The sequence below is a fragment of the Sanguibacteroides justesenii genome, from assembly GCF_003204205.1.
Taxonomy (GTDB): domain Bacteria; phylum Bacteroidota; class Bacteroidia; order Bacteroidales; family Marinifilaceae; genus Gabonibacter; species Gabonibacter massiliensis.
Window position 1 is genome coordinate 21,365 of sequence record NZ_QJPL01000008.1, and the last position, 15,840, is coordinate 37,204.

A 15,840-nucleotide genomic window follows, 5' to 3' on the forward strand; every position below is an offset into this window, starting at 1 on the left:
TTTACCTTACCTGTATTTATCGTTCTATTCTCTTTTAAAAAAAACATTTTCAATAGAAAAAATCAAAAAAAAAACAACATCCAAATGTTAAATTTTTAAAAAGAGTAGTACCTAATAAAGGTCGGCGTATTTTATATATGAAGAAAAATATTTTATTTTGTCACAAAAAACAGGGTTTTATTTATATGGAATAATTTACAAATTTAGTGAATCTATTTTTACTATGATAACGTAAATAATACAGGTCTAAAGCAATAGATTTATAATGATTAATAACCAAAAGGGAATATATCCCAATTCCGGGCGAGGACCCCTTATTCCTCCCCGGAATTTTTTATTCGCTTGTTCTGAATAAAAAAATCAAATCAATAAGAACGTTCATTACGTCCTTCCATCCAATTGATATAAGCCGTATTGACGACCTTATTTCCCCCGGGTGTCGGATAGTTTCCGGTAAAATACCAATCCCCGGTATTGCCAGGACATGCTTCGTGAAGATTTTCAACGGTTTGGAAAACTACTTTTATTTCGGCTTTTATGGCATCACTTTTTACCATCTGGGCTATTTTATCGGAAATTTCTTCATTACTGAAAGGGGCGTAAATCTCTTTCACGTAATTTCTTATCTGCTCTTTAGGAAGTTTCTCCTGTCGTTTGCATTTTTGATAAACCTCATCAATTAAACGAATCATATTCCGTTCTTTCAGTAACTCTATGGCCGCGTTAAAGGCAATAAATTCTCCCATCCGGTTCATATCTATCCCGTAACAATCCGGATACCGTATCTGGGGAGCCGAAGAGACAACAATAATTCGTTTAGGGTGCAAACTGTCCAATATCCGTAAAATACTCCTTTTTAAAGTCGTTCCGCGAACAATGGAGTCGTCGATTACCACTAAATTATCCGTATCCTTTACAGCTCCGTAGGTTACATCATATACATGTCCGACCATATCGTCACGTCCTTCGTCCCCAGTGATAAAAGTACGCAATTTAGCATCCTTGATGACAATCTTTTCAACACGAGGTTCTTTACAGATAATTGCATCCAACGTCTCTTCGCACCAATTCGCTTTCCCCTCCCGGATCAATCTTTTTTTATCTTCGACCATATACTGTTGTATCCCTTTTACCATTCCGTAAAAAGAAGTTTCAGCCGTGTTCGGAATAAAAGAGAAAACGGTATTATCCAGGTCACCCTCTATCGTTTTCAACAGCTGAGGCGTCAATAACTCCCCTAACCTTTTCCGCTCCCGATAAATACTTCGGTCGTTCCCCCGTGAAAAATAAATCCTTTCAAAAGAACAACTGCTTTTTTGCCGCGGTTCCCGTACCAACTCTTCCCGAACAGAACCATCCTTTTTTACAATCAAGGCATATCCCGGACGAATTTCCCGTATATTCGCATCGTCTACACGGAATGCCGTTTGAATGACAGCCCCTTCTGAAGCCACGACGACCACTTCTTCGTCTTTATAATAATAAGCCGGACGAATACCCCAAGGATCACGCATTACAAAAGCATCTCCGTGCCCTACCACTCCCGCAACCGCGTATCCGCCATCCCAGTCGGCACTACTCCTGGACAAAACACCGACCAAGTCCAAATGCTCCTCTATTAAGGACGAAATATCCTGTTTCGCATATCCCTGATCCCGGTAATCCCGATACCGATCCTGAATCTCATTATCTAAGTAATAACCGACTTTTTCCAATAAAGTTACCGTATCGGAATAGTTCCGGGGATGTTGACCCGCCTGAATCAGGCTTTCAAACAACTCATCCACGTTTGTCAGGTTAAAATTAGCCGCCAATGCCAGATTACGGGAACGCCAGTTACTCGCCCGCTTCAACGGATGTACATAATCAATATTATTTTTTCCGAAAGTAGCATAACGCAAATGTCCCAGATAAATCTCCGAAACAAACGGGAGATTCTGTTTACTCCAAACCGCATCTTTCTCTTTTACCTCCTCCGCGTGAATAGATTCGTGGATCTTGTCAAACACCTCTTGAATCGGATTGGCATCACACGAACGTACTCGGTCCATGTATTTAAATCCCGGAGCCATATCCAACTTTACTCCCACGACTCCAGCACCGTCCTGCCCACGATTTCGCTGTTTTTCCATCAAAATATACAAACGATTCAAACCGTATAGGTATGACCCGTATTTTTCCCGATAATATTCCAAGGGCTTTAATAACCGAATGAATGCAATCCCACATTCATGATTAATGACATCACTCATAAATAATTATATTTACCTTCCAATGAATAGATTCCGAAAGCGATACAAAATTAATAAAATCAAAAAGCTTTGACCGTTTCGAACAGACTAAATCATTTTATTTTTTTATTTTTTCAGATTTTATTTCAGAATATATCGATTTTTTTTCCGATAACCTTTATCTTTATACCACATAATACAGAAAAAAATGAAAAAAAAATACTGGTTTATCATCATCGCCGTTAGCTCTATCGTTGTTCTCTTTTTTCTTTTTTCAGAGGATGCTACTTTCGACAAGCCAAAGCAACAACAGACTGCAATCGAAGTAAACCGGGATTCGGTCTATTTAGATACCTTCCGGTACAGCGAGTCGAAAAAAACCATATTTGAAATTAAAAATACAGGTCATTTCCCATTGATCATAAAAAAAATAGAAACATCATGCGGATGTACCGATGTGACATGGAATAAAAAACCTCTATTGCCCGGGAAAACAGAAAAGATTCAAATTACCTTTACACCCAACTCCCTGGGACATTTCTCCAAAACCATCCGAATATTTTGCAATATCTCCTCTCAAACTTACACGTTAAGACTAAGCGGATTTGTAAAAGAATAATAATACTTAATTTCACACAAAAATCAATCCGCTTCGGTGTATTCAAAATAAAAACATTAACTTGGAAAAACATCGCTTAGAGAAATGAACCAAATCTAACCCATCATGAAACGAATATCATTGCTATTTAGTATAATAGTTTCACTATATGCCTTTCAGGAGCATCCTCCATTTGAGGAAGAAATATCCGATCTATTCTATAACCTTTTCCAAAAATATCCTAAAGAAAAACTCTACCTACATACCGACAAAGATATATATATCGCAGGAGATACCGTTTGGTTCAGAAGTTACATGGTAAATGCTTTTACGAATATTCCGATACTTCTCAGCAGACTCATATACGTGGAACTATCGGACAAGAGGGATTCCGTCATTCAGCGCCTCAAATTCAGGGAATGGGACTCCACTTTTTACGGCAACATCAATCTGCCGGAAGATATAAAGCAAGGAGATTATTGCATACGGGCCTTCACGTATTGGATGCAAAACGAGGGAACCGACTACTTTTTCAAAAAAAACATCCGGGTAGTGAACCCGCATGAAGCCAGAATCAATACCGAAGTGAAATACATCAGGCAAGAGAACGGCAGGTTAACGGCAGAGATCAGGTTATCGAACGCCATGAACATCGTCCACAACAAGCAAATGTTTATATATCAGGAAAATAAACAAAACCAAACAGGTAAAATCCGCTCCGCCCGCACCGACGATAACGGTATTTTACGCGTTCAACTCCAGCCGGATGACCGTATCATATACTTGAGCACGAAAGACGACTCCTCCATCGAATGTGACCGTTACCTCTATATACCCAAGGAGGTAACAGACTTCGACGTACAATTTTTCCCGGAAGGAGGAAATTTACTTAGCAACAATTACCAACGAGTTGCCTTTAAAGCCATCGATTCCAACGGGCTTTCAACAGAAATCGAGGGAACCGTATATTTAGACAGTATGCCTACCGTCCTAATCAAAAGCGAGCACAAGGGAATGGGAAGTTTTAAACTCCCTGCCTACACGAACAAACACTACTACGCCGAAATTACGAACAAGGACGGCATCACCAAACGTTTCGCTCTACCACCCGTCGTCAGCGAAGGGATAGGCATTCAATTGGCCTCCAAGGATTCCTGTATATATTATACGATTATTACCGCAAACAACTCTCGTTTCCCCGATGGACTTTCCCTGTTGATACAATGCAGGGGACAACTTCTTAACTTAATTCCTATCAATGCACGGCACAAAAAGGGAAAAATCACCATCTCCTCCCTGCCGGAAGGAATAATACAGGCCGTTTTAGTGGATTCCTCTTTCAAAGTATACAGCGAACGTCTGTTTTTCATCCGCCCCGGGAAACAAACAAATGTAGATATCCGTACAGATAAGGAAACATTCGGCCCGCGGGAAAAGATAAACCTTCGTCTGCTTTTAGACTCCAACGCCTCCCGGGGATCGTTCTCCATGGCCGTGGTGAAAGATTCCGGGTTAGACACCACCTCTTATAACGACAACATCCACTCCAACCTGCTGATGACCTCCGACCTGAAAGGATACATCGAGGAGCCCGGGTACTACTTCAGCGACACGACCGAGGAGATCAACCGACACTTGGATTTGGTCATGTTAACACACGGCTGGACACGGTTTAACGTGGCCGACCTGGAAAAAAATCAATCTCCCAGAATGAATTTCTATCTGGAATTAGGACAAGCCATTACCGGGAAAGTGAAAAATGTCTGGGGAAAAGCTTCTGAAAAGGCCAATTTGCTTTTTATTTCCGACAAGGGAAGCATCACCATGACTACCACGGATTCTACCGGATATTTCAGTAACAATCAATTGTTTTTTACCGATGGCACTAATTTTGTCGTCAGAGCCACTAACCAAAAAGGCAAAAAACGGGTAGAGATTCATTTCGATAAGGATTCGTTTTTAACCGTATCGAACTTTTTTCCTTACAACGAAAAAATCATGAGAGAAGCGGAAGAGTTTTACGACAAATTCAATCAAAATTATTATTACGAGAACGGGGAAAAAGTGTACCTGTTGAATGAAGTGAAGGTCAATCGCAAGGCTCCTCTCAAAAAATACTCTAAATACGACAGCTGGGCCGATGATCTTTACCGGTTGGATTCCGCCCGGATCGCAAATGATCCGGAAGAGAATATCGTCAAACTTATTGCCAGGAAAATACCCGGGCTCATGGTTTACAACGAACAAGTATGTGCCATAGGCCCGTTCCCGCCTCGCACAATTCCGGTTGCATTAAACGGATTCATGGAAAGGAGTTATACCTTTATCAACATGATTCCCAAAAGATATTTCTTGGGAGTTACTTTATTAACAGGTTCTATTGCCAAAAACTCTTTCGGAGAAGATTCCGTTCTTTTAATTACGACACAACCCGATTATCATTTTGAAAAACCATCCAATCAGATCAACATAAACCGGATACGTCCGATGGGAATTCGAATCCCGGATGAGTTTTACGTTCCGAAATACGAAATCGACTCCATACGCAACGCCCCTGAAAAAGATAAAAGAGTAACCCTATTCTGGGATCCGGTCATCACGTTAGACCCCGGAAAAACGACAGCACTTTCATGTTACACGAACGATAAACCGGGAACTTATTCCATCATTGTCGAAGGGATAACCTCAGACGGGAAAACGGTAAGAAAAACAAAAAAGATAAAACTCAAATAACAACATCATGAAACGCATTGCATTACTAACCTGTTTGGTATCCGTTTTATATGCTTTTCGGGAAATTCCTCCTTTCAAACAAGAGTTAGCTGAAAAATTTTACAATCTTTTCCAAAAAACACCCAAAGAAAAAATCTACCTACACACGGATAAAGAGATCTATTATGCCGGTGAAGACATTTGGTTCAGAGCTCACCAAGTCGATGCCGCCACCCATATTCCTCATGTCATCAGTAGAATCCTCTATGTCGAATTAACCGATAAACAGGACTCCGTTCTTCAACGTCTCAAATTCATGGAATGGGACTCCGCCTTTTCAGGTAACATCAGGCTACCCGAAAAAATGGTTCAAGGCAATTATTGTATCCGGGCTTTCACCTACTGGATGCAAAACGAAGGAACGGACTATTTTTTCAAAAAAAACATCCGTATTCTCAATCCTTCCGAAGCCCGAGTAAACACCGATATCAGATACATCCGGGCGACAGACAATACCCTCAGAGCCGAAATCACGTTCACTAACGCCAGGAATACTCCCTATGTCAGAGAATCTTTTCAATATCAAGTGAACAAACGCAACGCAACTGGTAAAACACAGAACAGACGTACCGACGATAAAGGAATTCTCCGAATCGAACTGGAACCTGACGACTACTCCATACACCTCTCGACCAAAGACAAATCATCCGTCGATCTGGATCGCTACCTGTATATTCCGATGGAATCCACAGACTTCGATGTTCAATTCTTTCCGGAAGGAGGCAATCTAATAACAAACAATTACCAGGTTGTCGCATTCAAGGCTATCGATACCAACGGTCTTGCTACCGAAGTGGAAGGGCACATCTATACGGACAGCACAATCATCGCCAAAATAAAAAGCGAACACGAGGGAATGGGTAGTTTTAAATTACCCGTATACAACAACAGGCGTTACTATGCCGAACTGACCAATAGCAAGGGTATCACCAAACGTTTCGAACTTCCTTCTCCGGTCGACCACGGTTTCGGTATTCAATTAACAGCCCGTGATTCCATTATAGAATATAAAATCATGCAAGGAGAGAAAGCATCGTTTCCTCCCGGCATGACCCTATTATTACAATGCAGGGGACGACTCATTAATCTTGTCCCCGCGGACGAACACCATTTCGAAGGCAAAATACTTCGCAACACCCTGCCGGAAGGCATCATTCATGCCGTCCTCGTAGACACCGCGTACAGAATATACAGTCAACGAATCTTCTTTATTCGTCCCGGGCATCTCGCAAAACTGGACATTGCTACCGATAAAGAAGAGTTCGTCTCGCGCGAAAGCGTCACCGTAAAACTACTCCTCGACTCGATTGCCGACAGAGGATCATTCTCCATGGCCGTTGTTCCCGATTCCGACCGCGATACGTCGCATTATATCGACGACATTCAGTCCAACCTGTTGCTGACCTCCGATTTAAAGGGGTACATTGAAGAACCGGGATACTATTTCAGCGATACGACCGAAACGATCGCCCGACACACGGATCTCCTTATGCTCACCCACGGCTGGACCCGTTTCAATATCGCCGATATCGCAAAAGCGAAAACGGAAGAGTGTGAATTTTACTTAGAACGAGGGCAATCCATTGCCGGCAAAGTAAAAGACGTCTGGGGAAAAGCGGCCCGAAAAGCCAGATTACTTTTTCTCTCCGACAAGGGAGATATCACGATGACCGAAGCCGATTCTTCCGGGCGTTTTTGCAACAATTTATTTTTCATCGACGGGACCAAGTTTGTTGTCAGAGCAACAAATCAGAAAGGAAAACACCGGGTAGAAATCGAGTTTGACAAAGAAAAGTTTCTGCCCGTTTCCAACTTTTTCCCGTATAACGAAAAAATCCGCCGGGAAGAAGACGATTTCTATAATAACGCTTACGAAAACTACTATTACGAAAACGGAGAAAAAATCTACTTATTGAACGAGGTAAAGGTCGTTCGCAAAATACCCCCCAAAAAATATACGACATACGATAACTGGGTAGACGATCTCTACCGGTTAGACTCCGCTCAGATCGCCAACGAGCCGGAAGAAGACATCGTAAAACTGATCGTTCTCAAATTTCCGGGGCTTATGAGATACAACGACGAAGTATACCCTTTGGGTCCATACCCGCCGAAACGTAAAATTCCAATGACGGTAAACGGTTTTTTAGAACGTAACTCCACGTTTGTTCGCATGATACCCAAAAGATTTTTATTGGGAATAAGTCTTTTAACCGGCCCGGTCGCCAGAAATATTACGGACCCTTTTGATACATCGTCCTGTAAGGATACCGTTCTATTGATAACGACCCGACCGGATTACCATTTTGAAAAACCATCGACTCATTTCAACATAAACCGTATCAGCCCCCAAGGCATTCAAATACCCGATGAATTTTATGTACCCAAATACGAGATCGACTCCGTACGGCTCAGCACAACCAAAGACGAAAGAACAACGCTTTACTGGCAGCCGTTGATTCGGCTTGAACCGGGTAAATCCGTTAAATTTTCGTTCTATACCGGGGATAAACGAGGAAGTTACACCATTATTATAGAAGGAGTCACTCGAACGGGAGCTATTATAAGAAAAATGAAAAAGATCAAGGTAAACTGATCGTTTGCATGTAATAGTTGTTAATTAACATACTTTACAACCAAATTTGGGAACTATGATTTAAAATTAAGTTATCTTTGTGGACCTTTTAAAAAAGAGACAAATGCGTAATTTACTAAAATACAGTCTATTAACACTATCCATTCTCTTAATGAACGGATCTTCTCAAGCCATTTCCGCCCAACCGGAAGTGTTAAGAGAGAGTTATGCCGCTCAAACAACCTTACGCCAAGCCTCTAATGAAATTCTCCACTTACTGGAAGCAATCTCTTCCTACTTCGGAGAAGCCCCGTTAGGTAACACGCATATTACCTCGGATCTAAAATCTTACATCCATCACCTGTTTCATGCCAAGTATGCAAAGAACATTACACAGTCTTTAGCACCTTTTAATCTGAACAGGTATTTTCATCCTTATTCGACTCTTAACAAAACAAAATACTACGTTTTTGCCTTACGCAAAATCATTATTTAGTTTATTGAAAGAGAGAGTATCCCTTTTTCCTTTTCTATCCTTTAGTATAAATTAGTCATCTGATTTATCTATTTTATATCTACATTTTAACATTTTATTTTATGAATCTGACCTTATTTGTAGTAGTGCTACTTACGGCCATCGCACTTGTCGTCATGGCCATGGGAATAGCCCGGTTGATCTCTCCCCGTTCTTACAATCAACAAAAGGGGGAAGCCTACGAGTGCGGTATCCCGACGCGAGGAAAATCCTGGATGCAATTTAAAGTAGGATATTACCTGTTTGCCATCCTGTTTCTGATGTTTGACGTGGAAACCGTATTTCTGTTTCCCTGGGCTGTCACGGTTCAAAGTTCCGGCATATACGGATTACTAAATATATTGTTTTTCATGTTGATTCTAATCTTAGGATTAGCATATGCCTGGAAGAAAGGAGCGTTGGAATGGAAGTAAATATCAAATCCATGAAATATGAAGAGTTCAATGACAACGAGTATCTTGAACAACTTCGGGCATCCGGCACAAACGTGTTCATGGGATGCCTTGACGAGGTTATCAACTGGGGACGTTCGAACTCCCTTTGGCCTCTTACCTTTGCGACCAGCTGCTGCGGTATCGAATACATGGCAGTCGGAGCAGCCCGTTATGATTTTGCCCGTTTCGGCTTCGAAGTAACCCGAGCCAGTCCACGGCAAGCCGACTTTATTGTCGTAGCGGGAACGATCGTCCATAAAATGGCTCCGGTACTAAGACGCCTTTACGACCAGATGGCAGAGCCGAAATATGTTATCGCCATGGGCGGATGCGCTATTTCCGGTGGCCCTTTCAAAAATTCATACCATGTCGTTAAGGGAGTTGATTCCATTATCCCGGTTGACGTCTACGTACCCGGTTGTCCTCCCCGGCCGGAAGCATTGTTATACGGTATCATGCAACTCCAACGGAAACTAAAGGTTGAAAAATTCATCGGGGGAGTCAATCGAAAAGAAGAGAAGAAATAAATGATCTATTTATGCTAACAGATAAAATCAAACATATCAACCCGGATATCGTCATAGAGGAAAACGGTATACCCACCGTTATCGTCCCGGTTTCCGAATATCGAAATATAGCCTTGTTTTTCAAAAACGATCCCCAACTCTCTTTTGATTACTTGGTATGCATGACCGGCATGGACTGGGGAGATTCCATGGGTGTCATCAACCTACTTGAATCCACGATACACGGGCATCGTATCTTCCTAAAAACAAGCACTACCGACCGGGAGAACCCGGAACTTCCCTCGATAAGCGATATTTGGGAAACAGCCAACCTAAACGAACGGGAAGTGTTCGACTTTTTCGGTATACGTTTCATCAATCATCCGGATATGCGTCGTCTTTTCTTACGCAACGACTGGGTAGGCTACCCGTTACGAAAAGACTACGACGCAAGCGAAGTCATCAATCCCGTCCGTATAGAAAGCGATGAGACATTGGATACCGCCCCCACTTACAAGGAGAATAGAAGCGGAGAGATACAGGAAAAAGAGAATATCGTATTCAAAGAAAACGAATACGTGGTGAACATCGGTCCTCAACATCCGGCTACCCACGGAGTTCTTCGTTTTAGAGTATCCTTGGAAGGTGAAATCGTAAAAAAAGTAGATGTCAACTGCGGTTACATCCACCGGGGCATCGAAAAACTGTGCGAAACCCTCACCTATCCCCAAACATTAGCCCTGACGGATCGACTGGACTATTTAGCCGCACAACAAAACCGTCACGCATTATGCATGTGTATCGAAGAGGCTTTGCAAATCGAAATACCGGAACGGGTGAAATACATCCGGACTCTTATGGACGAACTGAACAGACTCTCTTCTCATCTCTTGTTTTGGTCGGCTCTATGCATGGACTTGGGAGCTCTTACGGCTTTCTTTTACGGTTTCCGTGACCGGGAGAAAGTATTGAATATGCTGGAAGAAACGACCGGAGGACGTCTGATTCAGAATTACAATGTAATCGGCGGAGTCATGGCAGATATTCATCCCAACCTAACCCGCCGGATCAAAGAGTTTATCACCTATCTACCTCCCATGATCAAAGAGTATCATGAGGTATTTACCGGAAATATCATTGCACAGCAACGCCTGAAAAACATCGGTATCTTATCCAAAGAGAACGCAATCTCTTATGGCGTTACCGGACCTTCCGGAAGAGCTTCCGGGTGGGCATGCGACGTTCGCAAGCGAATGCCGTACGGAGTCTATGATAAAGTAGATTTCAAAGAGATCATCTATAACGAAGGAGACTCGTTCAGCAGATACATGGTCCGGATGGAAGAGATGCTCGAATCCCTCCATATTCTGGAGCAATTGGTCGACAATATACCGGCCGGGGATTTTGCAGTAAAAACGAAACCGGTGATTAAACTCCCGGAAGGCCAATATTTCAAGAGTGTAGAGGCCAGCAGAGGAGAATTCGGAGTATACATCGAAAGCCGGGGTGAAAAAACACCCTACCGGATGAAGTTCCGTTCCCCTTGTCTGACATTGGTCTCCGTTGTCGATCAATTGGCACAAAACAACAAGATCGCCGACCTGATCGCCATTGGAGGTACCTTAGATTACGTGGTCCCGGATCTCGACAGATAAATAAAAATAAAAGATACTTAGGTTTAGTAAGGAATACAAATAGTGTTGGAATTATAAATCTAAAATCATAAATCTAAAATAGCATATATGTTTGATTTTTCGACAATAACAGAATGGATAGACAACTTACTCCGAAGTTTCCTGCCCCATACCGCGGCAACTTTGATCGAGTTCGTCATCATCGGGTTATGCCTGTTGGTGGGCTACGCACTCATTGCCTTAGTATTGATTTATGCCGAACGAAAAGTGTGCGCCTTTTTCCAGTGCCGGATCGGCCCTAATCGCGTAGGACCTTACGGCATCATACAAAGCATCGCCGATATGATTAAAATGCTCACGAAAGAGTTGATCGAAATCAATCAGGTAGACCGTTTCCTATTCAACTTAGCCCCCTTCGTGGTGATCGTCGCCTCCGTATTGGCATTCGGGTGCATTCCGTTTGCCAAAGGACTGCATGTTATCGATTTTCACGTGGGTATTTTTTTCCTGATTGCCGTCTCTTCCATCGGTATCGTCGGGATTCTGCTTGCCGGATGGGCCAGTAATAACAAATACTCCCTCATCGGGGCCATGCGAAGCGGAGCCCAAATGATCAGCTACGAACTCTCCATCGGACTCTCTATCTTGACGATAGTTGTATTTGCGGGAAGTATGCAACTCTCCACGATCGTAGAAGAACAAGCCAACGGATGGTTTATTTTCAGAGGTCATATTCCGGCTCTTATCTCATTCGTAGTATATCTGATAGCCGGAACGGCAGAAACCAACAGAGGTCCTTTCGACCTGCCGGAAGCCGATTCGGAGCTGACGGCCGGATACCACACGGAATATTCCGGGATGCAGTTCGGATTTTTCTATTTGGCGGAATACCTGAACATGTTTATCGTGGCCGCTGTTGCCACTACCCTGTTTTGGGGAGGATGGATGCCGCTGCATATTCCGGGATGGGAAAGTTTCAATCAGATCATGGACTACATTCCGACCATCGTCTGGTTTTTCGGGAAAGTGGCAGTCATCATATTTATTATTATGTGGTTCAAATGGACCTTTCCGCGATTAAGAATAGACCAATTGCTTAAATTGGAATGGAGATATCTTCTGCCCATTAACCTGTTCAATCTTTTTTTAATGGTCGTCATCGTGGTTTTTAAACTACACTTTTAAACTTTGAATTATGAACGTGAAAGAATATATCAGTTCCTTTTTCAGCGGATTACACTCGCTGCTTGTCGGAATGCGGGTAACGTTAAACGAATTTTTCACCCGGAAAACAACGGAACAATACCCTGAAAACAGGGCCACACTAAAAATGTTCGATCGGTTCCGTGGAGAATTGACCATGCCGCATAACGAAAAAAACGAACATAAGTGCATTGCTTGCGGAATTTGCGAGATGAATTGTCCTAACGGAACCATCAAAATCACTTCGGAATTCCTGACGGACGAGGAGGGAAAAAAGAAAAAGGTATTGGTAAAATACCAATACGATTTAGGTAGTTGCCTGTTTTGCCAACTATGCGTAAAAAATTGCCCCCAACAGGCTATTACATTTATTCCCACGTTTGAACACGCTGTTTTCACGCGTTCAAAATTGGTCAGGATACTGAACCGCGAAGGATCTAAAGTGGAAAAAAAACAAAACAACGAAAAGAGAGAGGGATAACAGGAACTTTTGTTACAACCCCGTCTCTATATTAATAGATTGAATTATGAATATTGCTTTACAAGATGCCGTTTTCTTTATTTTGGCAACAGTCATCGTAGTTTGTTCCATTCTGACGGTAACGACAAAAAGGATTCTACGATCTGCGACCTACTTGTTATTCGTGCTTTTTGCCACGGCAGGTATCTATTTTCAGCTTAATTACTCCTTTTTAGGTGCCGTTCAAATAACCATCTACGCGGGAGGCATTATCATACTTTACGTATTCTCCATTTTGTTGACCAGTCCGGATGGAGATAAAGCGGAAAAACTAAAAAACAGCAAAATGGCCGCGGGTTTACTGACAGCTTTGGCAGGTACGGTCCTATGTGTTTTTATCACTTTAACACATTCGTTCGGCCCCAGTCGGCCTGCGGATGGAGAAATTCATATGAAAACCATCGGAACGGCCTTAATGGGCATGGAGAAATACCAATACCTGCTGCCTTTTGAAGCCATTAGCGTCTTGCTGTTGGCTTGTATGATCGGAGGTATTGTCATCGCCCGGAAACGATAAAAACAAAACGAAAGAAAAACATTGCAAAATCTAAACATAAGCACATGGAAATACACATGGAATATTATCTGGTAATCAGCACCGTCATGCTTTTTGCAGGAATATACGGATTCATCACCCGCAGAAATTTATTGGCCATCTTGATCTCGATCGAGCTGATCCTGAACTCGGTTGATATCAATTTCGCGGTATTCAACCGTTACCTTTTTCCCGATCAATTGGAAGGTTTTTTCTTCACCTTGTTTGCAATCGGAATATCAGCCTGCGAAACGGCCGTGGCCATCGCCATCATTATAAACATATACCGGAACATCAGGAATATCCAGGTAAAGAACTTGAATAAGATGAAACATTAAAATCCGACGAATTACAAAATCGGGAATTTGAAAATATAAAATTATAAATCATGGAATACGTTTTACTCATTCTGATCCTGCCGCTATTTACCTTCTTGGCCATCGGGTTACTGGGAACGAAGCTTAAACCGCTGACAGCCGGTTGCATAGGAACCGCCTCTCTCGCCCTCTCGGCCATCTTAGCCTATATCGCGGCAGGACAATATTTCTCAACGGCACAGGTAAACGGCATATATGAAAAATTAATCCCCGTGAATTTCACGTGGCTTCAATTCACGGATCGTTTGCATATCGATTTAGGGCTTTTATTAGACCCGATCTCGGTCATGATGCTGGTGGTCATTACCACGGTCTCGCTGATGGTGCATATATACAGTCTCGGATACATGAAAGGAGAACGGGGATTTCAGCGTTATTACGCTTTTCTCTCCCTATTCAGCTTTTCCATGTTAGGGTTAGTCGTGGCAACCAACATTTTCCAGATGTATATATTCTGGGAGTTAGTCGGGGTCTCCTCCTACCTGCTGATCGGTTTCTATTATACCAAACCGGAAGCTGTATCCGCCTCTAAAAAAGCATTTATCGTCACCCGGTTTGCCGACCTCGGTTTTTTGATCGGAATCCTGCTATTATCCTATTTCACAAAGACATTCAGTTTCGAATTGCTGACTTCCGGCGACCGATCCCTGTTTACCGACGCATCCGGAATGACATTTATGGGCTGCTCTGTTATCAGCTGGGCATTGGCCCTTATCTTTATCGGGGGAGCAGGAAAATCGGCCATGTTTCCTTTACATATCTGGTTACCGGACGCCATGGAAGGTCCGACTCCGGTTTCCGCGTTGATTCACGCCGCCACCATGGTCGTGGCAGGAGTATATCTGGTAGCCCGATTATTTCCCGTCTATTACTTGGAGGCGCCCGACGTTTTAGTCGTCATCGCTATCGTGGGGGCTTTTACCTCTTTATACGCGGCTGTCGTCGCATGCGTACAAACCGATATCAAACGGGTATTGGCCTTCTCTACCATCTCCCAAATCGGGTTCATGATGGTAGCTTTAGGTGTCTCCGGCATGGAGGGACATGCCGGATTGGGCTACATGGCCTCCATGTTCCACCTCTTCACTCATGCCATGTTTAAAGCCTTGTTGTTCCTCGGCGCAGGAGCCATCATTCATGCCGTACACAGCAACGAGATGAGCCATATGGGAGGATTGAGAAAGTATCTTCCGGTTACGCATATTACCTTTTTGGTCGCTTGTCTTGCCATTTCGGGGATTCCCCCTTTCTCCGGTTTTTTCAGTAAAGACGAAATATTAGCCGCAACCTTCAATTTCAGTCCTATATTGGGAGGTGTCATGAGTTTTATCGCCGCTTTAACCGCATTCTATATGTTCCGGCTGTATTACAATATTTTCTGGGGAAAAGAGAGTCCGCACGAACACACGCCCCACGAAGCTCCTCGGTCCATGACCTTACCGTTGGTATTTCTGGCCATAGTCACCCTGTTTGCCGGTTTTATTCCCTTCGGGAAATTTGTCAGCAGTAACGGAGCCGAATACGCGATTCATTTGGATTGGGTCGTAGCCGCCAGTAGCGTACTTATCGCTTGTATAGCGATCGCTATCGCAACCCGCCTGTATAAAAAAGAGAGCTCCGTCCCGGCTCAAATGGCCAATACTTTCCCTACCTTATACAAGGCAGCATCCAAACGGTTCTATATCGATGAGTTTTATCTGTTTATTACCAAACGGATCATATTCAACGGAATATCCCGTCCGATCGCCTGGTTCGACCGCCACATCATCGACGGAACGATGAACGGTATAGCTCAATTGTCCCAACGAACCGCATACGCGATCCGGGGATTCCAATCCGGACAAATACAACAGTATGCTTATATTATCCTGTTGGGTACCTTATTCATCGCCTTTTTGGTTTTATTCGTGTAATCTAAAA

At 43.0% G+C, this 15,840-nt stretch carries 13 protein-coding genes; 12 read left to right on the forward strand and 1 reads right to left on the reverse strand.

Annotated elements, in window-relative coordinates; translation table 11 throughout:
- Positions 1-365 precede the first annotated feature (365 nt).
- Positions 366-2,252: an amidophosphoribosyltransferase gene (locus DMB45_RS12550; RefSeq protein ID WP_041504548.1), complete on the reverse strand. Its 1,887-nt coding sequence runs from the start codon at positions 2,250-2,252 to the stop codon at positions 366-368.
- Positions 2,253-2,439: 187 nt separating this feature from the next.
- Here DMB45_RS12550 and DMB45_RS12555 point away from each other — a divergent pair, with 187 nt between their 5' ends.
- The 12 genes from DMB45_RS12555 (at position 2,440) to nuoL (ending at position 15,833) form a co-directional block, all read left to right on the forward strand.
- Positions 2,440-2,850, forward strand: coding sequence for a DUF1573 domain-containing protein (locus DMB45_RS12555; protein WP_041504549.1), 411 nt, complete (start codon positions 2,440-2,442; stop codon positions 2,848-2,850).
- 105 nt (positions 2,851-2,955) lie between these two features.
- Positions 2,956-5,562 carry an alpha-2-macroglobulin family protein gene (locus tag DMB45_RS12560; protein ID WP_110688822.1) on the forward strand — a complete coding sequence of 869 codons (2,607 nt, stop codon included), beginning with the start codon at positions 2,956-2,958 and terminating at the stop codon, positions 5,560-5,562.
- Between the two features lie 7 nt (positions 5,563-5,569).
- Entirely contained in the window at positions 5,570-8,197 is a 2,628-nt protein-coding gene (locus DMB45_RS12565; RefSeq protein ID WP_041504551.1) for a hypothetical protein, read from the forward strand.
- Between the two features lie 103 nt (positions 8,198-8,300).
- The gene (locus DMB45_RS12570) at positions 8,301-8,672 is read left to right on the forward strand and encodes a hypothetical protein (protein WP_146216447.1); all 372 of its coding nucleotides are present in this window, start codon (positions 8,301-8,303) and stop codon (positions 8,670-8,672) included.
- Between the two features lie 101 nt (positions 8,673-8,773).
- Positions 8,774-9,124, forward strand: a complete 351-nt coding sequence (locus DMB45_RS12575; RefSeq protein ID WP_041504553.1) for an NADH-quinone oxidoreductase subunit A — start codon at positions 8,774-8,776, stop codon at positions 9,122-9,124.
- Positions 9,115-9,672: an NADH-quinone oxidoreductase subunit B gene (locus DMB45_RS12580; protein WP_082027585.1), complete on the forward strand. Its 558-nt coding sequence runs from the start codon at positions 9,115-9,117 to the stop codon at positions 9,670-9,672. Before DMB45_RS12575 ends, DMB45_RS12580 begins: the two co-directional genes overlap by 10 nt.
- A gap of 11 nt (positions 9,673-9,683) precedes the next feature.
- Complete coding sequence (locus tag DMB45_RS12585) at positions 9,684-11,306, forward strand: NADH-quinone oxidoreductase subunit D-related protein (RefSeq protein WP_041504606.1); 1,623 nt, start codon at positions 9,684-9,686, stop codon at positions 11,304-11,306.
- Between the two features lie 87 nt (positions 11,307-11,393).
- On the forward strand, positions 11,394-12,470 hold the full coding sequence (nuoH, locus tag DMB45_RS12590) for an NADH-quinone oxidoreductase subunit NuoH (RefSeq protein WP_041504554.1): 1,077 nt from the start codon (positions 11,394-11,396) through the stop codon (positions 12,468-12,470).
- A 10-nt stretch (positions 12,471-12,480) separates the two neighbouring features.
- The gene (locus tag DMB45_RS12595; protein ID WP_041504555.1) at positions 12,481-12,969 is read left to right on the forward strand and encodes a 4Fe-4S binding protein; all 489 of its coding nucleotides are present in this window, start codon (positions 12,481-12,483) and stop codon (positions 12,967-12,969) included.
- A 46-nt stretch (positions 12,970-13,015) separates the two neighbouring features.
- Positions 13,016-13,525 (forward strand): NADH-quinone oxidoreductase subunit J family protein, encoded by a 510-nt coding sequence (locus DMB45_RS12600; protein ID WP_041504556.1) that lies wholly within the window; start codon positions 13,016-13,018, stop codon positions 13,523-13,525.
- A gap of 56 nt (positions 13,526-13,581) precedes the next feature.
- Entirely contained in the window at positions 13,582-13,881 is a 300-nt protein-coding gene (nuoK, locus tag DMB45_RS12605; RefSeq protein WP_041504607.1) for an NADH-quinone oxidoreductase subunit NuoK, read from the forward strand.
- A 50-nt stretch (positions 13,882-13,931) separates the two neighbouring features.
- Complete coding sequence (nuoL, locus tag DMB45_RS12610; RefSeq protein ID WP_041504557.1) at positions 13,932-15,833, forward strand: NADH-quinone oxidoreductase subunit L; 1,902 nt, start codon at positions 13,932-13,934, stop codon at positions 15,831-15,833.
- Positions 15,834-15,840 lie beyond the last annotated feature (7 nt).

What these genes read in the sequence shown, in the direction of transcription:
- DMB45_RS12575 (WP_041504553.1), top strand. Translation starts at nt 8,774, where the DNA reads ATGAATCTGACCTTATTTGTAGTAGTGCTACTTACGGCCATCGCACTT.
- DMB45_RS12550 (WP_041504548.1), bottom strand. Translation starts at nt 2,252, where the DNA reads ATGAGTGATGTCATTAATCATGAATGTGGGATTGCATTCATTCGGTTA.
- DMB45_RS12600 (WP_041504556.1), top strand. Translation starts at nt 13,016, where the DNA reads ATGAATATTGCTTTACAAGATGCCGTTTTCTTTATTTTGGCAACAGTC.
- DMB45_RS12570 (WP_146216447.1), top strand. Translation starts at nt 8,301, where the DNA reads ATGCGTAATTTACTAAAATACAGTCTATTAACACTATCCATTCTCTTA.
- DMB45_RS12585 (WP_041504606.1), top strand. Translation starts at nt 9,684, where the DNA reads ATGCTAACAGATAAAATCAAACATATCAACCCGGATATCGTCATAGAG.
- nuoH (WP_041504554.1), top strand. Translation starts at nt 11,394, where the DNA reads ATGTTTGATTTTTCGACAATAACAGAATGGATAGACAACTTACTCCGA.
- DMB45_RS12595 (WP_041504555.1), top strand. Translation starts at nt 12,481, where the DNA reads ATGAACGTGAAAGAATATATCAGTTCCTTTTTCAGCGGATTACACTCG.
- DMB45_RS12580 (WP_082027585.1), top strand. Translation starts at nt 9,115, where the DNA reads ATGGAAGTAAATATCAAATCCATGAAATATGAAGAGTTCAATGACAAC.
- nuoL (WP_041504557.1), top strand. Translation starts at nt 13,932, where the DNA reads ATGGAATACGTTTTACTCATTCTGATCCTGCCGCTATTTACCTTCTTG.
- DMB45_RS12565 (WP_041504551.1), top strand. Translation starts at nt 5,570, where the DNA reads ATGAAACGCATTGCATTACTAACCTGTTTGGTATCCGTTTTATATGCT.
- DMB45_RS12560 (WP_110688822.1), top strand. Translation starts at nt 2,956, where the DNA reads ATGAAACGAATATCATTGCTATTTAGTATAATAGTTTCACTATATGCC.
- DMB45_RS12555 (WP_041504549.1), top strand. Translation starts at nt 2,440, where the DNA reads ATGAAAAAAAAATACTGGTTTATCATCATCGCCGTTAGCTCTATCGTT.
- nuoK (WP_041504607.1), top strand. Translation starts at nt 13,582, where the DNA reads ATGGAATATTATCTGGTAATCAGCACCGTCATGCTTTTTGCAGGAATA.